The 20,097-nt window shown below is 64.6% G+C and carries 20 protein-coding genes; 11 read left to right on the top strand and 9 right to left on the bottom strand.

The features are described from left to right. Positions 1 to 151 precede the first annotated feature (151 nt). Positions 152 to 2,134 carry an ATP-binding protein gene (locus ACOY6C_RS16240; RefSeq protein WP_420906566.1) on the bottom strand — a complete coding sequence of 661 codons (1,983 nt, stop codon included), beginning with the start codon at positions 2,132 to 2,134 and terminating at the stop codon, positions 152 to 154. After that, complete coding sequence (locus ACOY6C_RS16235; RefSeq protein WP_420906565.1) at positions 2,121 to 2,534, bottom strand: hypothetical protein; 414 nt, start codon at positions 2,532 to 2,534, stop codon at positions 2,121 to 2,123. Before ACOY6C_RS16235 ends, ACOY6C_RS16240 begins: the two co-directional genes overlap by 14 nt. 32 nt (positions 2,535 to 2,566) lie before the next feature. On the opposite strand from ACOY6C_RS16235, the gene ACOY6C_RS16230 reads away from it, so the two are divergent. Together ACOY6C_RS16230 and ACOY6C_RS16225 are read left to right on the top strand one after the other, a co-directional pair. Further along, positions 2,567 to 3,457, top strand: coding sequence for a transglutaminase-like cysteine peptidase (locus tag ACOY6C_RS16230; RefSeq protein ID WP_420906564.1), 891 nt, complete (start codon positions 2,567 to 2,569; stop codon positions 3,455 to 3,457). A 541-nt stretch (positions 3,458 to 3,998) separates the two neighbouring features. Then, complete coding sequence (locus ACOY6C_RS16225; protein WP_420906563.1) at positions 3,999 to 4,712, top strand: SDR family NAD(P)-dependent oxidoreductase; 714 nt, start codon at positions 3,999 to 4,001, stop codon at positions 4,710 to 4,712. 376 nt (positions 4,713 to 5,088) lie between these two features. Here ACOY6C_RS16225 and ACOY6C_RS16220 read toward each other — a convergent pair whose 3' ends face one another. The 6 genes from ACOY6C_RS16220 to groES form a co-directional block, all read right to left on the bottom strand. Continuing rightward, positions 5,089 to 5,841: a methyltransferase gene (locus tag ACOY6C_RS16220; RefSeq protein ID WP_420906562.1), complete on the bottom strand. Its 753-nt coding sequence runs from the start codon at positions 5,839 to 5,841 to the stop codon at positions 5,089 to 5,091. Beyond that, the gene (locus ACOY6C_RS16215) at positions 5,838 to 6,518 is read right to left on the bottom strand and encodes an alpha/beta fold hydrolase (protein ID WP_420906561.1); all 681 of its coding nucleotides are present in this window, start codon (positions 6,516 to 6,518) and stop codon (positions 5,838 to 5,840) included. Before ACOY6C_RS16215 ends, ACOY6C_RS16220 begins: the two co-directional genes overlap by 4 nt. A 1-nt stretch (position 6,519) precedes the next feature. Further along, on the bottom strand, positions 6,520 to 7,671 hold the full coding sequence (locus ACOY6C_RS16210) for a M24 family metallopeptidase (protein ID WP_420906560.1): 1,152 nt from the start codon (positions 7,669 to 7,671) through the stop codon (positions 6,520 to 6,522). A gap of 5 nt (positions 7,672 to 7,676) precedes the next feature. Then, positions 7,677 to 7,847 carry a hypothetical protein gene (locus ACOY6C_RS16205; protein WP_420906559.1) on the bottom strand — a complete coding sequence of 57 codons (171 nt, stop codon included), beginning with the start codon at positions 7,845 to 7,847 and terminating at the stop codon, positions 7,677 to 7,679. Positions 7,848 to 8,056: 209 nt separating this feature from the next. Beyond that, complete coding sequence (gene groL, locus ACOY6C_RS16200) at positions 8,057 to 9,703, bottom strand: chaperonin GroEL (protein ID WP_420906558.1); 1,647 nt, start codon at positions 9,701 to 9,703, stop codon at positions 8,057 to 8,059. A 75-nt stretch (positions 9,704 to 9,778) separates the two neighbouring features. Continuing rightward, the gene (gene groES, locus ACOY6C_RS16195; protein ID WP_420906557.1) at positions 9,779 to 10,075 is read right to left on the bottom strand and encodes a co-chaperone GroES; all 297 of its coding nucleotides are present in this window, start codon (positions 10,073 to 10,075) and stop codon (positions 9,779 to 9,781) included. A 312-nt stretch (positions 10,076 to 10,387) separates the two neighbouring features. Between groES and ACOY6C_RS16190 the strand changes: the two genes are divergently transcribed. After that, positions 10,388 to 10,582 carry a hypothetical protein gene (locus tag ACOY6C_RS16190; protein WP_420906556.1) on the top strand — a complete coding sequence of 65 codons (195 nt, stop codon included), beginning with the start codon at positions 10,388 to 10,390 and terminating at the stop codon, positions 10,580 to 10,582. Here the strand turns inward: ACOY6C_RS16190 and larE are convergent. After that, positions 10,507 to 11,409, bottom strand: a complete 903-nt coding sequence (gene larE / locus ACOY6C_RS16185) for an ATP-dependent sacrificial sulfur transferase LarE (RefSeq protein WP_420906555.1) — start codon at positions 11,407 to 11,409, stop codon at positions 10,507 to 10,509. The genes ACOY6C_RS16190 and larE overlap by 76 nt on opposite strands. A gap of 328 nt (positions 11,410 to 11,737) precedes the next feature. Here larE and ACOY6C_RS16180 point away from each other — a divergent pair, with 328 nt between their 5' ends. The 8 genes from ACOY6C_RS16180 (at position 11,738) to purE (ending at position 20,020) form a co-directional block, all read left to right on the top strand. Then, entirely contained in the window at positions 11,738 to 12,565 is an 828-nt protein-coding gene (locus ACOY6C_RS16180) for a TorF family putative porin (protein WP_420906554.1), read from the top strand. 254 nt (positions 12,566 to 12,819) lie between these two features. Next, entirely contained in the window at positions 12,820 to 13,890 is a 1,071-nt protein-coding gene (gene flhB, locus ACOY6C_RS16175; RefSeq protein WP_420906553.1) for a flagellar biosynthesis protein FlhB, read from the top strand. After that, on the top strand, positions 13,887 to 14,414 hold the full coding sequence (locus tag ACOY6C_RS16170; protein ID WP_420906552.1) for a regulatory protein RecX: 528 nt from the start codon (positions 13,887 to 13,889) through the stop codon (positions 14,412 to 14,414). The genes flhB and ACOY6C_RS16170 overlap by 4 nt, the downstream gene beginning before the upstream one ends. A 91-nt stretch (positions 14,415 to 14,505) precedes the next feature. Further along, positions 14,506 to 17,160, top strand: a complete 2,655-nt coding sequence (gene alaS / locus ACOY6C_RS16165; RefSeq protein ID WP_420906551.1) for an alanine--tRNA ligase — start codon at positions 14,506 to 14,508, stop codon at positions 17,158 to 17,160. Next, a complete protein-coding gene (locus ACOY6C_RS16160) occupies positions 17,157 to 17,459 on the top strand; it encodes a hypothetical protein (RefSeq protein ID WP_420906550.1) in 303 nt (100 codons plus the stop codon). Before alaS ends, ACOY6C_RS16160 begins: the two co-directional genes overlap by 4 nt. A gap of 235 nt (positions 17,460 to 17,694) precedes the next feature. Next, entirely contained in the window at positions 17,695 to 18,051 is a 357-nt protein-coding gene (locus ACOY6C_RS16155) for an STAS-like domain-containing protein (protein ID WP_420906549.1), read from the top strand. Positions 18,052 to 18,203: 152 nt separating this feature from the next. Continuing rightward, complete coding sequence (purD, locus tag ACOY6C_RS16150; protein ID WP_420906701.1) at positions 18,204 to 19,484, top strand: phosphoribosylamine--glycine ligase; 1,281 nt, start codon at positions 18,204 to 18,206, stop codon at positions 19,482 to 19,484. A gap of 17 nt (positions 19,485 to 19,501) precedes the next feature. Continuing rightward, a complete protein-coding gene (gene purE, locus ACOY6C_RS16145) occupies positions 19,502 to 20,020 on the top strand; it encodes a 5-(carboxyamino)imidazole ribonucleotide mutase (protein WP_420906548.1) in 519 nt (172 codons plus the stop codon). Positions 20,021 to 20,097 lie beyond the last annotated feature (77 nt).

The following is a 20,097-nucleotide window of genomic DNA, read 5'->3' as shown; positions in this document are numbered from 1 at the left end:
CTGCCCCCTGATGGAATCCAAGGGCAAAGCCTTTGGGACGCAAACATCCCATGCAATCGTGGGAAGCCTGAATCGTTACCAGGATGTCCGCTCATGCCATCACCGGCAACTGCCGGATCCAGGATGATTCAGAACTCGCCCGCTCCGTCAATCACCCCGCTCCCGCATTCGCGACCATCCAGCGTTCCAGCGCCTCCAGCGACCGTTTCGACAGGGCATCGAAGGCCGCGAGCCGCCCGCTTTGATCCTCGGGCATCCACTCCCCAAGCATCTCGATCCACGCTCCGGCATGCGCCACCAGCGCCTTCATGCCCAGATGGGCGGCACTGCCGCTGATCCGATGCAACACCCGACGCATGGCAGGCCAATCGGAGCGGGCCAGCGCCTCCGCCAACTCGATGCGTCCCCGCGCCTCGGTGTCGCCATACTGGACACAGATCGCCAGAAACCGCTCCCGACCCAGGGTTCGCGCTCCGGCATCGAGCAGGGCAGCATCCAACAAGACCGTCGGACACAACGGTGGATCCCCGCCGCCCGCCTGATCCGGCATCTTTTTCTGGATCCGCGCCAGGGCGGCACGCAGACCATCGGGAAGGAGCGGCTTGGTGAGCACCTCCCAGGCGCCCGCCTCCAGCGCCGCCTGATGCCGCTCCGGACGCGTATCGGCGGTCAACACCACGATCGGCACCCGCGCCAGCCGCGCATCCGGCAGGGCGCGCATGGCGCGGATGATCTCCACCCCATCCCGATCGTCCAGACGCAGATCGGTCAGCACCAGATCGATCGATTCTGCACCGAGCGCGGATAACGGATCCTGGCCGGAATCCCCGGACTCGACCACCCGATGCCCCTCGGCGACAAGCAGCTCACGCATGTAGGCGCGGCTCAGGCGATCATCCTCGATCAACAACAGGGTCATCGGCGCCACGACGAACGCCTCGGAGGACGGATCCGTCGCCCGGTCGGATCCGGACGCGATCGGACAGTCGAGGACAAAGGAGAAACAACTCCCCTCCCCCGGATGGCTGGTCACCTCGATCGCGCCGCCCATCGCCTCGACCAGGGCGCGGCTCAGGGCCAATCCCAACCCGTTGCCCCCCGTCGCGTCGCACCGACCTCCGGCACCCAGCACGAACGGTTCGAACAGGGTCTCCATCCGCTCGGCTGGAATGCCGCAACCGGTATCCTCCACCTGGAAACGCAACACCCGGCGCCCGGCATCCGCCGTCACCAGCTCAAGCGCAAGGGTGATCTCCCCCCGATCGGTGTGACGGTTGGCATTGGCCAGAAGGTTGAACAGCACCTGACGCAGACGCAACGGATCGGCCAGCACCGTGCCGATCCCCCCATCCACCCTCAGCTCCAGACGATTGCCCCGAACACGAGCCTCCGGCACGAACCAGATGGTCAGATCTTCCAGGAAACGGGCCGGTTCCAGCGGCTCGGGCCGGACCGTCACCAGACCCGCCTCGATGCGGGCCAGATCGAGCATCCGTTCCACCAGGCCGAACAGATGCTCGCCCGCCTCCTGGATGCGACGCAACTGACCCACCAGCGTATCGCGGTCGATCCCGGTCGCCTGCTCCCCGAGACGCTGACAAAGCCCGACCACCACATGCAACGGGGTGCGGATCTCGTGGCTGACATCGGCCAGAAAGCGGCTTTTGGCGCGATTGGCCTCGCGGGCGCGGCTTTCGGCGCGTTTGCGCAACGCGATCTCGGCGGTCAGGGACTGGTTCAGAGACCAGAGTTCACGCGCATGGGCGGCGATGCGTCGTTCGAAGGAGTCCCCGCGATCGGCCAGATGTTCCAGAAGGGCTGTCTGGGTCACCACGCCGATGAAACGTTCGCGTTCCACCACCGGCAGCACCGGCAGACGGTAACGCTTCATCAGTCCGAAAGCGCGTCGCAGCGACTCGCCGGGTCCAATGGTCGGCTTGGGACGCACACAGTCGATCACCAGGGTGTGACGCCACTCCAGAATGTCCTCGACCACGATCAGCCCCAGGAACGACGCGCCATCCATCACCACCAGAAAACCTTGCCGCAACAACAGCTCCTCCACGGCCTCGACCCCGGCGAAAGGTTCGACCACGCACGAATGGGAACGGATCAAGGGCTCAATGGTCGTCATCGGGCAGCAAGGTTCCCTCGATGCGGTAGTGACGCAGGCGAACATGAAAATCGATGCTCATGAGTTCGCCACGGGAGACGTAGGGAAAGACCCGGGCACGCAGAATATCGAGCACGGTTGACAAGGGCAGGCGTCTGGTGATCTGCTTGTTGATCAGGATCGCCTCGACCACCGGGTCTTCCACCTCGTGGAGTTCGAAGCCGTCCGGGGCGATCAGTCCCAGACACTTGCTGATGCCGATCATCCCCACCGGGCACTTCTTGGCCAGGATCAGGATATCCTTGAAGGGGGGCAGGGAGATCGCCTCGAACTCCAACGAGACGGTATAACCGAGCCCCACGCCCAGTTTCGGGCGTTGGGGTTCCGGGTGGAAGGTGACGGGTTGGGAATCGGCGCTCATCGCGAAAACCTCGGGTTCGGGTGGAGAATGCCATGGGGTGGCGTTCGGTCGTTTATGCACTTCTCATCGTCGCGGGTCTGCCGCTTCCCACATCCGAGGCGGGCGATCCGGAGAGGGGCTCATCGCTGATGCGGTTGTTCCAGGAGAGCGCCTCGCGCGCAGACGACAGCGGACGCAGCGAGAAATGGGCGCGGGTGTTCAACCGCCACGCCCAGGCCAAGCCCGCTTCGTGGGACGAGGATCTGGCCGAGGTGCGCGCCCTGCCCATGCCGGACCGCTTGCAGGCGGTTCAGGATCGGGTGAACCGCCGCATCCGTTATCAGGACGATCCGGAGAACATCTGGCTGGCCCCGGTCGATTCCTACCGCGACGGCGGGGACTGCGAGGATTACGCCATCGCCAAGATGTTGTTGCTCGACGAAAGCGGCTTTTCAGAAAAACATCTTCGCTTGGTGACACTGGCCCCCTCGCCCACCAACGCCGTTCATCATGTAATTTTGGTGGCCTGGTTGCAAGAGAAAATGGTTGTGCTGGACTCGCCGGGTCGCGTGGTCGGGGATCGGGTGGTGCGCTGGGAGGGGTATCGGGACGCGGGTCGTCCGTTGAACTGGGTCGGCTGGCGTGGTGGCGGGGTTTCGTCGGATGGCGGGGGAGAGCGGTTCGTCGGACAGGGGATCTGGGGTTCGGGCGGGAGAAAGATTCTCTCCTACCGGGAGTTCCCGATTCAGGAAAAGCTGGTGCGCATCGCCGCCGACTGGCTGGTGATCCATCCCTGGGAACCGCCGCTCACTCCGGCGGAGGTGGAGCGGTTGCGATTGCTGCGTGCCTACTACCACGATCCCACCCCGGAGAACGCCCGTTTGTTGTCGGCTTTCGAGGTGGGCAAACTCAACGAGTTGCGGCGCATTCGCAAGGCGTTGTGAGGCGCGCCCGGCGTGGCATGGCATGGGTTGCTTTCAAACCGCGCCCAGTTTGGAATGTGTTGTTTTTACCGTTAAAAAAAAAGAGAGAGTTTGGGAGATTCCTCTCCCAAGGTTTTGCTTTTTATCTTTAATCTTTTCGCTGTTGCTGTTGACTTTAAGCTTTTGGCGCGCTCTTCAAAAAAAGCGTTTTTTCGCGCTTTTTGCGAAAAAACGCTGCGCGCTGCCTTCGCCGCGGCAACGTTTCGCGCCTTTGGCGAAACGTTGCCGCGAACATGGCCCGGAATCAGGCCGACGGAGGCGACTCGTCTTCCGTGAGCGATTCGCCCCCTCCTTATGCCCTGGCGGGCATAAGGAGGGGGCACATGAGACCGCGCGCGTGCGCGATTTTTCGCAAACAACGCGAAAAAGCGCTTATCGTAAAAGCGCGCGCAAGGCAAAAGAAAAGTCCCAAGGGCTTTGCCCTTGGATCCCACCAGGGGCCATTGGCCCCTGGACCCCACCAGTTTGTGGGGATCCCGCGCTGTTGGAAGGGAGTCTTGAGATGTCGCTGGACAATCGCATCATCCTGATCACCGGGGCCGGATCCGGCCTGGGCCGGGCCGTCTCGATCGCCTGCGCGGGCGCCGGCGCGCGGGTTTTCCTGCTCGGCAGCCGCCAGAAACCGCTGAAACAAACCGACGATCTCATCCGCGCTGCGGGCGGCGAGGCCGGGATCGTCCCCCTGAACCTGGAAAGCGATCTGCATCGCGTGCCCGAAGTGGCCAAGGCGCTGTTCGAACGGTTCGGTCGGCTGGATGTGCTGATCAACGCGGCGGCCCAGATCGGACCGCGCACCCCCATGGAGCTGCACTGCCCGGCGGATTGGGAGACTGTGCTGCGGGTGAACGCCACCGCGCCGTTCTTCCTGACCCGCGAGATGATGCCCCTGCTCAAGAAGAGCGACGCCGGCGTGGTGATCCAGGTGATCTGTCGCGAGGCCACGGAGGCCACCCCGTTTCGCGGTTCGTATGCCGCCTCCAAGGCGGCCCTCTGGCAGATGACCCGTTGCTGGGCCGCCGAAACCCCCAACAGCCCGGTGCGCATGGTGGCGGTGGATCCCGGTCCCATGGCCACCGCGCTGCGCACCAAGGTCTTTCCCGGCGAAAACCCCGCCACACTCCCGACTCCGGAGAGCGTCACCGGGATTTTTCTCACCTTGTCCGCCGCCAACTCGCCTGCGGTCCACGGGGAGCTGTATCACGCCACGGCAACTTGAAATCCGGATAACTTGCCTGGGAGAATCCCCCCACCCCCGTACCATGGATCTCCCGAAAGGAGATCCATGGTAACGATTCAGGACCCTACTATTGCAGGGGACGGGGGACCGAAGGTCCCCGGCAGAGGTTCGGAGACGGAGTCTCCGAGGTTTGGCTTTTGACTGTGGCTTTTTAGCGCGCTCTTCAAAAAAAGCGTTTTTTCGCGTTTTTCGCGAAAAAACGCTGCGCGCCGCCTTGGCTGCGGCATCGTTTCGCGCCTTTGGCGAAACGATGCCACGAACATGGCCCGGAGTCATACCGCCCCGGAGGAGAAGCGAGCCATTGGCCCCTGGACCCCGCCAAATGCAGGGATCCTGAATCGTGACCCTATATTTATCAATACGATTGAATCAAAACATGCAGAAAATGATAACTTGACCGGAAACCGGCCTCTTGCCCGCGCAGCACCCGACGCAGGGCGCCAGCCGGGGCCGGTCGGTGGCCGCTGACCGGGGCCTGGGCGCCGATGGCGCGCAAGGCGCGCAGGAACGCCAGAGCGGAGGGATAGGTGGTGGGATGCCGCTCCTCGGTGATGAGGCATGGCGCGGGAAAACGGCTGCGCCACGCGGCCAGGCTCGGATAGTCGCGCAAACCGTGGGGCAGGCCGCGGACAGCGCAAAGAGCGCGCCACTCGGCGAAATTCGCCTCCCCGAGGGTGGAAAAAGCGAGCCATCCCCCCGGATTGAGCAAGGCCCGACAGCGCTCCACCGCCTCAAAGGGATCGAAAAACCACTGCCAGGCGAGATTGGCGGTGATCAGATCGAATCCACCACCTGCCGCGAGCCGCTCCCCATCCATGGCCGCAAAGGATATCCCCCCATGACCGGCCAGATTGGCGCGGGCCACGCGCAACATCGCCAGCGAACGGTCGGTGGCCAGAATCGTGGCCCTGGGGTCAAGACTCGCCAGGTGTCGGGTCAGAAATCCGGTCCCGCAGCCGATCTCCAGAATCCGCGGCGCCTCGGGCAAAGGGAGTTCCGACAGTCGCGCCGCCAGCCGCGCCGCCGCGTGGGCCTGGGGACCGGCATGCGCCTCATACCGGGAGGCCGCCGCGTCGAAGGCTCGGGTCACCGGACCGGCGCCGCTCATGACGCCCCATGGAGACGCGCGAAGGCATCGATGCGCGCGGCGATCCACTCGGGTCGGGTCAAGGGGAGCAGATGTCCACCCGCCTCGCACCACTCCAGGGTCGTGAACGCGCCGGGCTGAAACTGTTGCAGCACCATCTCCGGCGTCACCACCCGATCATCCCGGCTGGAGATCACCAGAAGCGGCTTGTTCCACGCCGGAAGCAGCGCGCGACTGTCCCACTCGGCCAACCAGGAGAGCCCCTGGGCCAGGGCGTGGGCATTCAGGGTGGCCGGCAGGTTCAGCGGGGTATCCAGCCCCCCCTGTCGTTGGAAATCGCTCAATACGGCCCGGGGATCGATCCCCAGACGAGAGACCATCCGTTCCAGGATACGCGGAGCCACACCCGCCGGAAAATCCAGGGAGCGCGCGAAGCGACAAAAACCATTGATCGCGATCAGACCACCACAGCGGGCGGCCAGATCCGGTTCGAGGAGCAGGTGTCGGGTCAGCCAGAGAAAACCCAGCGAATGGCCGATGGCGATGAAACCATCTTCAGTCGGGAACGCGGTCCGGGCCGGATGATAAAAGCCGAGATCCAGGGCGTGGGAGGAGCAGGCCTGGAGTCCGCGCCGCACCGGACGCCAGACCCCGGCACCGAAGCCCCAGCCGTGGACCAGAACGAGGGTCGAGGACAAATCAAACCTCGAGGAATTTTGGAAACCGCGTCAGATTGCGGCAGCCGTGGGCCTCGACCACCACCACATCCTCCAGCCGCGCCCCACCCAGATCCGGATAATAGAGCCCCGGCTCCACGGTGACCACATGACCGGTGAGCAGGGTTTGATCCTTGCCGCCGATGCGCGGGGCTTCGTGGATCTCCAACCCCAGACCGTGGCCGGTGCCATGAAAGAAACCGATCTGGCGTCCGGCCTCGTCGATGCCGGTGACGAAGCCGGCACGGGTCATCGAATCGGTCACCGCCTGATGTACGGCCAGACCCGAGACCTGATCGCCAATCCGCTCGAAAGCCAGCTCCTGGGCCGCCTTCACCGCGTCCCACAGGGCACGCAGCCGCTCCGGAGCCCGCCCCTTGCAGACCGTGCGGGTCATGTCGCCCCAGTAGCCGCTCTTCTCCATGCGCGGAAAGATGTCGAGGATGATCGATTGCGAGGCGCGCAACACCCCGTGTCCCTCCTCGTGGGGATCGGCCCCCTGGGGACCGCCAGCGACGATGGTGTGACGCGGCGAGGCCCCCTCGCGCACCAGCCGGGCATGGATCTCGCCACGCACCCGCTCGCTGGTCAGCGGCGCGCCGCCGGACCAGAGGATCCCGTCCGCGCCGATGGCCGCCCCGGCGATCATCTCGATGCCGGCCTGCATCCCCATCGCGGTCACCTCGAGGGCCGCCTCGATGTGGGCGATCTCCTCGGCGCTTTTGATGGCCCGTTCCGGCCAGAAGGGGCCGCTCTCCGGGATCAGTTCGATCCCGGCCTCGCGCAGCCGGTCGGCCATCAGCAAAGGGAAATCGTCGGGGGTGGCGAGCCGTTGGATGCCGAGTTCGGCCAGCAGGAACAGGGTCAGCGCCTCGGTGGTGGCGCTCTGGTCGGGATGCCGCTCCTGCCAGCGGGATTTGATCCGGCTCCACTCGTGGACCTGATCGACCCGCGCGGTGCGGCGGGCGCGATCCACCTCCAGGGCGGTGACCACGACGTGATCACGACCCGAAGGATCGCGCAGATAGAGAAACGGATCCGGAGCGAAGAACCGGGTGGCGTAATAGAGATCCGCCGACGATTCGCTGTCGGCGTAGATCATGCGGGCCGTGTCCATGGCGTGGGGAGTGGACACGCGGGTCACTTGAAGTTGGCGTTCGGAACCCCGAAGAAGTTGTGAAACTTCTTGCCGGTCTTGATCTTGACGGTCTGGAAATAGCGGTCCGTGGAGTCGTGCTTCATGCCGGCCCCGATGGCCTTGGCAAAGACCCAGACAACGAATCCGACGACGAGCAGATTGAAGATGGCCATCTTGAGGATTTCTCCGGTCAAGGGTGCTGGATACCCCGCGCGTCGCGCGTGGCGGTGCGTGGGGTTGGAAATGGGAACGGATAAAATAAAGCACCCCCGGCCAGGATGCAACCGGGGGTGCTTTATTTTTTGGCGGGGAACGCCCGGACGGACGTTCCCCGGAGATCCGCAGGGTACGGGGAGAACACCCCGCACCCGTCATGAACCCCTTACATCCCCATGTCACCCATACCGCCCATGCCACCGCCACCCGGCATGGCCGGCGCGGCATCCTTCTTGGGCAGCTCGGCGACCATCGCCTCGGTGGTGATCATCAGACCGGCCACGGAGGCCGCGGCTTGCAGGGCATGCCGGCTCACCTTGGTCGGATCGATCACGCCGCGGGCCACCAGATCGGTGTACTCATCCTTGGAGGCGTCGAAACCGAACGACGGACGATTGTTCTCCAGGATCTTGCTGACCACCACCGAACCCTCGGCACCGGCGTTCTCGGCGATGATGCGCACCGGCTCTTCCAGGGCGCGACGCACGATGGCCACACCCACCTTCTGATCGGCGTTGGCCACCTGGAGGTTCTCCAGGGCGGCGCGGGCGCGCAGCAGGGCCACGCCACCACCCGGCACGATCCCCTCTTCCACGGCGGCGCGGGTGGCATGCAGCGCATCCTCGACCCGATCCTTGCGCTCCTTCACCTCGACCTCGGTAGCGCCACCCACCTTCAACACCGCCACGCCACCGGCCAGCTTGGCCAGACGCTCTTGCAGCTTCTCGCGGTCGTAGTCGGAGGTGGTGTCTTCCATCTGGGCCTTGATCTGGCTGACACGGGCCTTGATATCCTGCTGGGAGCCGACGCCATCGACGATGGTGGTGTCATCCTTGGTGATGATGATCGACTTGGCGCTGCCCAGCATGTCCACGGAGACGTTCTCGAGCTTCACGCCCACATCCTCGGAGGCCACGGTGCCACCGGTGAGGATGGCGATATCCTCCAGCATCGCCTTGCGACGATCGCCGAAGCCGGGAGCCTTGACCGCGCACACTTTCAGGCCGCCGCGCAGCTTGTTGACCACCAGGGTGGCCAGGGCCTCGCCCTCGACATCCTCGGCGACGATCAAAAGCGGACGGGAGGATTGGACCACACCCTCGAGCACCGGGAGGATCTGTTGGAGATTGCTGACCTTCTTTTCGACCAGGAGGATGAGGGGATCTTCCATCTCCACCTGCATCTTCTCGGCGTTGGTGACGAAGTAGGGCGACAGGTAGCCGCGATCGAACTGCATCCCCTCGACCACCTCCAGGGTGGTTTCGAGCATCTTGTTCTCCTCGACGGTGATCACGCCCTGTTTGCCAACCTTGTCCATGGCCTCGGCGATCATCTTGCCGACTTCGACATCGTTGTTCGAGGAGATGGTGCCGACCTGGGCCACTTCCTCGGAGCTGGTGATCTCCTTGGAGGCATTCTTGAGCGCCACGACCACGGCCTCGACCGCCGCATCGATGCCGCGCTTGAGATCCATGGGGTTCATGCCCGCGGCCACGGCCTTCATCCCCTCGCGGATCAGGCTCTGGGCCAGGACGGTGGCGGTGGTGGTGCCGTCACCCGCCTCGTCGGAGGTCTTGGAGGCGACCTCCTTGAGCATCTGCGCGCCCATGTTCTCGAACTTGTCCTCGAGTTCGATCTCCTTGGCCACGCTCACGCCGTCCTTGGTGACGCGCGGGGCGCCCCAGGACTTGTCCAGCACCACGTTGCGGCCTTTGGGTCCGAGGGTCACCTTGACCGCGTTGGCCAGCACATTGACGCCGGCCAGAATTCTGGCACGGGCGTTTTCACCGAATTTCACATCTTTAGCCGCCATCTCTCGTTACCTTTCCAAAATAGGTGTGTCGTTGATGAAACTCGTTGGGTCGTCGAAATTCCGGGATCCCGAGGATCAACCGATGACGCCCATGATGTCGGTTTCGCGCATGATGAGAAGCTCTTCGCCATCGAGCTTCACCTCGGTACCGGCATACTTGGCGAACAGAACGATATCGCCCACCTTCACATCCATGGGACGATGCTTGCCGCTCTCCTGGATCGCACCCTTGCCCACGGCCAGGACTTCACCCTGGATCGGCTTTTCCTTGGCGGTATCCGGGATGATGATGCCACCGGCGGTTTTTTTCTCCTCTTCGGTGCGCTTGACGACGACGCGATCATGCAGCGGACGCAATTTCGATTTCAGCATGCTGATTTCTCCACAAAGACGTTATGACGGTTGTACCTTACGATAAATTTACAATAGCCGCGAGCATCCATCGACAAAGGCGCACGAGGCCGGGCTGAACAGCGCGGGGGAGTCCCGATCCTTGGCGAGATACGGTTTCGGTTCCTTCGGGATTCCGAGTGATATGTAAGCATTCGTCGGAAAGCGTCAAGAGGGCCAGGCAAAAAAAACTTCACATGCCGAGGTTGACAGGGTGCGCGTCTCCATGCTTAACCTTGCCCATGCGGAAACCATTCACGCACCGGACCGGCTTGAATTTCAGGAGAGAGAACCATGGGACATCTGCGGGTGCGTCACGTCGATGACGCGGTGGTGGAACGGTTGATGCGCCAGGCCGATGCCTTGGGCATGCCGGTCGAGGCGTATCTGTGCAAGGTGCTGACCGACGCGGCTCAGGAGCCGAACGACGAGGCGGCAGGCGGCGGGGCGGCGGAGTCCGGGGGCGACGACGACGCCTCCACGCGCTGAACGAGGGGGATCACCCGGTTGAGCTTGCCGCTCGAGAACCCCTCCAGATCCAGGGTGACGAACCCGAAGCCGCAACCGCGCACCAGACGGATCACCTCCTGGCGCGACGCCTCATCGAGCAGGCGCGGGATCTGGTCCACCGGCAGTTCGATGCGCGCGGTCTGTCCCTGTTTGCGCACCCGCAGGGTGGTGAATCCCAGGGTGCGCAGGCCATGCTCGGCGGTCTCCACCATGCGCAGGGACTCCGGAAGGATCGGCTCGCCGTAGGGGATGCGCGAGGAGAGGCACGGCGAGGCCGGCTTGTCCCAGGTGGGCAATCCCGCCGCGCGGGACAACGCCCGCACGTCCCCCTTGGAGAGACCGGCCTCCATGAGCGGACTGACCACGGCGTGGCGTTGTTTGGCCCGCATGCCGGGTCGGTAGTCGTTCAGATCGTCCAGGGTGCTGCCGTCCAGGACATGGGCAAACCCTTCCCGCACGGCCAGTTCGGTCAGGCGACCGAACAGATCGTTCTTGCAATGAAAGCAGCGGTCCGGCGCGTTGCGGGTGAACGCCGGGTCGTCCATCTCGCCGCTTTCGATCAGGCGGTGGCGCCAGCCGAACCGGCTCACCAGGGCCAGCGCATCCTCCAGGTCACGGGCCGGCATGGTGATCGAGTTGGCCGTGACCGCCACATAGGGGATCCCCGCCGCATGCACCGCCGCGACCAGATAGGCGCTGTCCACCCCGCCGGAGAAGGCCACCAGAACCCGTTCCAGACCGCGCAGCGCCTCGTCGAGCCGTTGCCGGCGGGCGAACAGATCGTCCGAAATGGGCAGGGAATTCATGTCGTCGCGATGCGCCTCCCGCGCAAACCTGGTGGCTCGGGTGGCTGATGCCTGGCCCGTTCGTTGTCTCGCGGTACATCCTAGCCTCTCCCCCTGCCTGAAGAAAACCTTTTTTTGCCACGGCCCGCCGCGCCGCCGCAACGCGCCACCGAAAAAATGACGGTTGTTTCCGTTCATGCCGATCTGGCATGGGCCATCCTGGCCCATGGATCGGAAAAAAACAGAACTGGCCCGAATTATGCATTTTCCAACACCAGACCATGCCCGGCCACTGCGCCGCAACGAATTTGGATCATCACTCTTTACCGTCATTCCAAGGAGATATCCCATGAACAACACATGGCTGCCCGTCCTGGGTGCCTGTCTGATGGTTGGCGCTGGATCCGCCGTGGCCGAGGAGCGAATCACCGCCCCCGGCAACGGCGCCCCCGCCGCCGAGGCGGAACCCTCCTCCACCGGCATCAAGCTCGGGTCGGGCCTGGTCCTGAACGCCAACGTGACGGCCTTGACCGACTATGTTTCCCGCGGGGTCTCCAACAACAAACACAATCCGGTCGTGCAAGCCACCGGCAAGATCACCCACGAGCCGAGCGGCATCTATGCCTCCCTGTTCGGAAGCAATGTCCGGTTCATCATGCCTCCCGGCACGGACAGCCCCTACATGGAACTCGACCCGGCCATCGGCTGGGCGCGCGCAATCCAGGGGGTCAACGTGGACCTGGGATTCGTCCACTACGCCTATCCGGGCGCGAACAAAAGCCTGAAACTCTACTACGACGAATACTATCTCGGCCTGGGATACACCCTCCCCGTCAAGCTGTCGCTCAACGGCAAGTACAGCTACTCGCCGAGCTTCGGCGGCTCCCTGCTGAGCAACTCCGCCTCCTACCTGGACCTCTCCGCCTCCTATCCGCTGCCATCTGATTTCAAGATCGCCGGACACTTCGGACGCTCCTGGGGCGATTATTTCGACAGCCCGGAGGGCGGATCGATCAAGTTCTACAACGATTACACCGTCTCCCTCTCCAAGGAGCTGCTCGGCATCAACGCCTCCCTGGCCTGGAGCACCTCCGATCACCGCGCCAAGGTGTGGCAGGCGGTCGATCCCGGACTGGCCCGCGACCAGGTTGTTCTCGGCCTGAGCAAGGATTTCTGATCCAGACCCCCGCGTGATCCCACGGGTTCAAGGCCGCGCCAGCCGGTCCTGAACCCGTGGTTGCCCCCATCGCCCCACCCCACCCCCCTTGATCGCCCACCCTTCCCAGACCAATCAATCCGGGTTACAATAATCCGTTGGTCGCGGTTTGTCCGCGGGCGCGCGACGGATGAATCCCACGGATCGATCCCGATGCCCGAATCCCCGAATCCCCGGCCAATCCTCGTCAAGCCTCCGTTCGGGAAGGGTCGTGCATGGCCGAAGACGCCGACAACGAATCAAAAACCGAAGACCCCACGGGCAAACGACTCGGCGATGCCCGCGACAAGGGCCAGGTGGCCAGCTCGCGCGAGGTCGGCACCGCCTTGCTGCTCCTGGGCGCCACCGGCGTTTTCTTTTTCCACGGCGAAACCCTCTGGAACGCCTTCCAGGAGAAGATGCGCTTCTTCCTGAGCGGCGCCATCAGCGACGATCTCACCCACCACGGACTCTCGGTGCTGCTCGATGGCGTACTGATCGGCATGCTGATCGATCTGGCCCCCTTCATGCTCGTTCTGGTGTTCATGGCCATCTTCGGCTCGCTGATCCAACACGGTTTTCTCTTCAGTTGGGAACCGTTGATGCCGAAATTCTCCAAGATCAACCCCTGGAGCGGCCTCAAGCGACTCTTCTCCAAACGCTCCCTGGTGGATCTGTTCAAATCCATCCTCAAGATGGGGGTGATCTCCCTGGTGGTCTATTATTCCATCAAGGGGAGCATGGAGGAGATCCTCGGCTGGTCCGCCACCTCCATCGAACAGATCACCTTTGCCCTGGGCAAGGAGTCCTTGTCGGTGCTGTGGAAGGTGTCGCTCGCCTTCCTGGCCTTCGCGCTGTTCGATTTCATGTATCAACGCTACGAACACATGAAATCCCTGCGCATGACCAAACAGGAGGTCAAGGACGAACTCAAGCAGATGGAAGGCGATCCGCTGGTCAAGAGCCGCATCCGGCAGATCCAGCGCGAAATGGCCCAGCGTCGCATGATGGCCGAAGTGCCCAAGGCGGATGTGGTGATCACCAACCCGACCCATGTGGCGGTGGCCCTGCTTTACCAGCAGGGCAAGATGGCCGCGCCCAAGGTGATCGCCAAGGGGCGCGGACACGTTGCCGAGCGGATCCGCGAAATGGCCAGGGGCCATCGGGTGCCGATCGTGGAGAACCCGCCGTTGGCCCGTTCGCTCTTCAAGGATGTGGATCTGGACCGGGTGATCCCCCATGATCTCTTCAAGGCCGTGGCCGAGGTGTTGGCCTATGTCTACGGCCTGCGCGGAATGCGGCGTTGAGCGGTGAGGAACCGGTTCGGGACGGGTGCGATGACGCGCCCTCTCCGGATGACGATCGAACAAGGTCCAGGCGCGGCGACGGGTATGGACTGGCCCTGAGGCTGCTGACCGGACGCTCTTACGGCACGATTGAACTCAGGCGCCGCCTGGAAAGAGAGGGGGTCGCGCCGGATGCCATCGAAACGACCCTGGCGCGCTGCCGCGATTTGGGGTATCTGGATGATCGGGCCTTCGCCGCTTCCCGCGCACGGGTGCGCCGCGAACGGGGTTGGGGCCCGTTGCGCATCCGCGCCGAACTGCACGGCCTGGGGGTGGAGGCCGAATGGATCGCGGCGGCGCTGCGCGATCCGGAGGAGCCGGACCGGGATCCGGTGGTCGAGGCCCGTCGGGTCATGGAGAAGAAATTCGGCGCGCAAACCGCATCAGACTGGCGCGACCGGCAAAAACGATACGCCTTTCTGCTGCGGCGCGGCTTCGAGCCGGAGGTGATCGCGGCAGCCCTGAACGAAGACGATCAAACATAGGTATGGCGCGCGCCCCTCGACAAAAAAGGGCGCGCTGATCATTTCATCAAGGATCATGCCGCCAGTTGGCATGGGATGGATCGAGGAAACCATGACGGCAGACGAAATTCGCGAGCGCTTCTTGGCGTTCTTTCAACGCAAGGGACACACGGTGGTGGCCTCCTCCAGCCTGCTGCCCGACAACGACCCGACCCTGTTGTTCACCAACGCCGGCATGAACCAGTTCAAGGCCACCTTTCTGGGCCAGGAACGGCGCGCCTACACGCGGGCGGTCAGCTCCCAGAAATGCGTGCGCGCCGGCGGCAAGCACAACGACCTGGAAAACGTCGGTCGCACCGCCCGTCACCACACCTTCTTCGAGATGCTCGGCAACTTCTCCTTCGGCGATTATTTCAAGGCGGAGGCGATCCCCCTGGCCTGGGAGTTCGTCACCGGCGAGCTGGGTCTGCCCCTCGAGCGGCTGCTGGTGACGGTCTACGCCGAAGACAACGAGGCGTATGCCATCTGGCACGAAAAACTCGGCCTGCCCGCGGAGCGGATCATCCGCATCGCCACCAGCGACAATTTCTGGTCCATGGGCCCGACCGGTCCCTGCGGCCCCTGCTCGGAGATCTTCTACGACCACGGCGACCACATTCCGGGCGGACCGCCCGGTTCGCCGGATCAGGATGGGGATCGCTTCGTGGAGATCTGGAATCTGGTCTTCATGCAGTTCGACCGGGCCGCGGACGGCACCATGACCCCCCTGCCCCGCCCCTGCATCGACACCGGGGCCGGGCTGGAGCGTCTGGCCGTGGTGATGCAGGGCCGGACCAACAACTACGATTCGGATCTGTTCCAACCCCTGATGCGGGCCGCGGCCACCCTCACCGGCCACCCGGTGGCCCCACCCGCCTCCGGGGGGGCGTCGGCCTGGTCGAAGGAGACCGTCTCGTTGCAGGTGATCGCGGACCACGTTCGCGCGGCGGGATTCCTGATCGCCGACGGGGTGTTGCCTTCCAACGAGGGACGCGGGTACGTCCTGCGCCGCATCATGCGCCGGGCGATGCGGCATGGTCGCCTGCTGGGCATGGAGGAGCCGTTCCTCCATCGCCTCGTCCCGGTCCTGGTGGAGCGGATGGGCACGATCTTCCCGGAGCTGAAGGCGCGCCGCGCGGCCATCGAGGCGGTGATCGAGAACGAGGAGCGGCGCTTCGTGTTGACCCTCGGTTCGGGGATGAAACTCCTGGATGGGGCCATGATCAACCTCTCAGCCGGCGACCGGCTCGACGGCGAGGTGGTCTTCACCCTCTACGACACCTACGGCTTCCCGGTGGATCTCACCGCCGACATCCTGCGCGATCGCGGCATCGAACTGGACATGGAGGGGTTCGAGGCGCGCATGGCGCGTCAGAAGGCCATGGCGCGGGCCGCCTGGGCCGGCTCCGGAGATGAAGGGGTGGCGGCGGTCTACCACGAGATCCTGGCCGACGGCGGCCCGGTGGATTTCGTCGGCCACGACCAGGAGAGCGCCTCGGGACGGATACGCGCCCTGGTGCGCGGCAAAGAACGGGTGTTGACCCTGGCAACCGGCGAAGAGGGGAGCGTGATCTGCGACGTCACCCCGTTCTACGGCGAGTCGGGCGGACAGACGGGGGATACCGGGGTGATCACGGTCGGCGAGTCGCGCGCTTCGGTCACCGACTGTCGCCGTCCGATTCCCGAACTGATCGTCCATGCCGCGCGGGTGGAGAGCGGCTCTCTGCATGTCGGCGATGCGGTCCATCTGGCCGTCGATGGCGCGCGCCGTCAGGCGACCCGCTGGCACCACTCGGCCACCCATCTGTTGCATCTGGCCCTGCGGCAGGTGCTCGGGGAGCACGTCAAGCAGGCCGGTTCGCTGGTGGGACCGGAACGGCTGCGCTTCGACTTCGCCCATTTCCAGGCCCTGACCAGCGACGAGATCGAACGGGTCGAGGGGCTGGTGAACGGCTGGATCCTGGCCAACGAGGCCGGCGTCACCGAGGTGATGAGTCCGGAGGAAGCGGTCGCCCAGGGAGCCACCGCCCTGTTCGGCGAAAAGTACGGCGATCGGGTGCGGGTGGTGCGGCTCGGCCCCTCGATGGAGCTGTGCGGCGGCACCCATGTGACCCGCACCGGAGATATCGGCCTGATGCGCATCGTCTCCGAGGCTGCGGTGGCTGCCGGGGTGCGGCGCATCGAGGCGGTGTGCGGCGCGGCGGCGCGGACGAGCTTCCAGTCCGATGCCCAGCTGCTGCGCAAGATCGCCAGCTTGTTGAAACTCCCACCCGGCGAGGCGTTGACCGGGGTCGAGAAACTCCTGGCCCGGCGCGCGGAGCTGGAACGGGAGCTGGAGAAATCCAAGGCCGCCCTGGCCGGCTCGACCGTGGACGAGCTGTTCGGCCAGGCCCGCGAGAAGAACGGCGTCCGCTATCTGGTGGCGCGGGTGAACGATGTGGATGCCAAGGGGTTGCGGGAGATGGCCGACCGGCTGCGCGACAAGCTCGGATCCGGCGCGCTCTTTCTGGGCCTGCCCGAAGAGGGCAAGGTGAGCCTGCTGGCCGGGGTGACCAAGGATCTGACCGGGCGGATCAAGGCCGGCGACTGGATGGGGGCGGTGGCGCCCAAGGTGGGTGGCAAGGGGGGAGGCCGTCCGGACATGGCGATGGGGGGCGGAACCCGCCCCGAAGCGCTCAACGAGGCCTTGGCATTCGCCACCGCCTGGATCGAGGAGAGAATCGGATGACCGCGGAAAGAAAAATCGGCCTGACCGCCTGCGACTGTCCCCACTGCGGGGTGGCGATGAAGAAATGGGCCGCTGCCGGCCATAATTTCTGTGGCGACGGCATGGGCTTCGTGAGCGACTTCATGTTCGTCTGCTTCAACGACGACTGCCCGATGTACGTCAAGGGGTGGAACAGTCTGTTCGAACGCTATGGCCGCGTCGGCTCGGTGCGCGCCTTCTACAACCCGGACGACGGCGAGGAGGGGGTGCTGCCCGTGGCCCACAAGATGGCCCTGCGCGGGGATATCCTCGAGGATTGATTCTTTACCGTGGCACTCCCGTCAGGGAGGTCCACGGTACGGGGGGTGAGGGGGCTCCCCCCATCATGCAAATTACAGGCGCGCCAGTTGGTTGGTTTCGGCAACCGGCGCACGGACCTTAGCATTATGACGGTTCCGAATCTTCCCGAATCTTTGTTCTTTCCGGAATCATTCTGTGGTCGATTTTGATTCCGTGCTCCATCATTTCAATTGGAATCTTCCCGAAGGTGATCCTTTGGTCGTTGATCACGCGCAAGAGCCTCGAGCACGCGGCGCCGGAGATGGCCAGAGCAACGCCTGCCACATCGTGATCAACAACGATTTTGGCCGCTACGCCGAAAACAAGCAGGAGGCGATCAACTTCAAGGATCGACGGCTGATGCCGGCGATTCACGAAGGCAAGGTGATCGTGTTCGATTTCGCGGATGTCGAATCCGCGCCGCACAGCTTTCTCAACGCCCTGCTGGCCGAGGGGGTGCGGGCGTTGGGACTCAAGGCCTTCAAGCGGCTCAAGTTCCGCAACACCACAACCAGCATCCGCGAAACGATCGACTACATCTTCGACGAGAACATCCCGGACACCGAAGGGTGATCCTCCCGTGCAATCCCCGCGCGTGAATGCTGGACTTCCAGCCCGGTTTTTGCGTTAATTCCGCTTTTCTCGTCTGGATGCCCGAAACCATCCGGGATCCGACCAGAAAAACCGGCACATTCCACAAATCGAAGCAGAGGCGCGACATGGGCATGAAGGTATTGCTGGTCGGGGGTGGCGGACGGGAACACGCCCTGGCGTGGAAGATCGCCCAATCCCCCCTGGTGGAGAAACTCTGGTGCGCGCCGGGCAATCCGGGCATCGCCCTGCACGCCGAATGCGTGCCGATCCAGGCCGAGGCGATCGACACCCTCACCGCCTTCGCCGTTGAGAAGGCCATCGACCTGGCGGTGATCGGTCCCGAAGCGCCCCTCACCCTGGGGCTCTCCGACCGGCTGCGCGAGCGTGGCATCGCGGTGTTCGGCCCGTCGATGGCCGCCGCCCGACTCGAGGGCTCCAAGGCTTTCATGAAGGATCTGCTCGACCGTCACGCCATCGCCACCGCCGCCTACCGCACCTTCCGCGACCCCGCCGAGGCCCATGCCTACGTGACGGCGCAGGGCGCGCCGATCGTGGTCAAGACCTCGGGTCTGGCCGCCGGCAAGGGGGCGATCGTCTGTTCGACCCTGGAGGAGGCCCACGCGGCCATCGACCGGATCATGGTGGAACGCGAATTCGGATCCGCGGGCGACGAGGTGGTGGTGGAGGGGTTCCTGAAGGGCGAGGAGGCATCGCTGCTGGCCTTCGTCGATGGGGAACGGGTGTTGCCGCTGGCCGGGGCCCAGGATCACAAGGCGATCTTCGATGGGGATCTCGGACCCAACACCGGCGGCATGGGGGCCTACTCCCCGGCGCCATGCCTGACCCCGGCCCTGGTGCGACGCGCGGTCGAAGAGATCATCCTGCCCACGGTGCGCGGCATGGCCGCCGAGGGGTATCCCTATCGCGGCATCCTCTACGCCGGCCTGATGATCGATGGGGATGATCTGCGCATCCTCGAATACAACGTTCGCTTCGGCGATCCGGAGTGTCAGCCGCTGCTGATGCGCATGCGCTCGGACATCATCCCGTATCTTCTGGCCTGCGCCAGCGGCTCCCTGGAGGGGATGTCCATCGACTGGGATCCGCGCGCCGCGTTGTGCGTGGTCATGGCGGCCCAGGGCTATCCCGGCGCCTATCCCAAGGGGGATGCGATCGCCGGACTCGACCGCGCCGCCGAGGTGACCGATACCATGGTGTTTCACGCCGGCACCCGCGGCCTGGAGGGACGGATCGTCACCGCCGGCGGACGGGTGCTGGGGGTGACCGCCCTGGGCGACGGGGTGGCCGCCGCCCAGCAGCGGGCCTACGAGGCGGTGACCCGGATCGACTGGTCCGGGGTGCAATACCGTCGTGACATCGGCTACCGCGCCGTGGCGCGGGAGCGTTCTTGAGGTTGAAGGATCACGCGATGATGCAGGACAACGCTCCCCTGGTGGGGATTCTCATGGGTTCGGACTCCGACTTCGAGGTGATGAAGGAGGCCGGCAAGGTGCTCAAGGAGTTCGGCATCAGCTTTGAGATGTCCGTCACTTCGGCCCATCGCACCCCGGCGCGCACCCACGATTACGCCCAGTCCGCCGCCGGACGCGGCCTCCGGGTGTTGATCGTCGGCGCGGGAGCCGCGGCCCATCTGGCCGGCGTGGTCGCCTCGATCACCGATCTGCCGGTGATCGGCGTGCCGTTGTCGGCCACCGAGTTGCAGGGCATGGATGCCTTGTTGGCCACGGTGCAGATGCCGGGCGGCATTCCGGTGGCCACCATGGCCATCGGCAAGGCCGGGGCCCGCAATGCGGCGTTGTTCGCGGCGCGGATTCTGGCCCTGGGGGATGCGGCGGTCGCGACCCGCTATCGGGCCCATGTGGCGCGGATGGCCGGCGAAGTGACCGCCAAGCACGAGGCGTTGCAGGTACGCCTGAAGGATTGGTGATCCCGCCCCAGCCCCTTGCCTGGACCAAGACCTTTCGCAAGCGCCTGGCCCGGCGCGCGTTGCACGCCACATCCCTC

Source organism: Candidatus Magnetaquiglobus chichijimensis (assembly GCF_045865675.1).
Taxonomy (GTDB): Bacteria; Pseudomonadota; Magnetococcia; order Magnetococcales; family Magnetaquicoccaceae; genus Magnetaquiglobus; species Magnetaquiglobus chichijimensis.
Note: the sequence above shows the minus strand (reverse complement) of the source record. Positions and strands in the feature narration are given on the sequence as shown.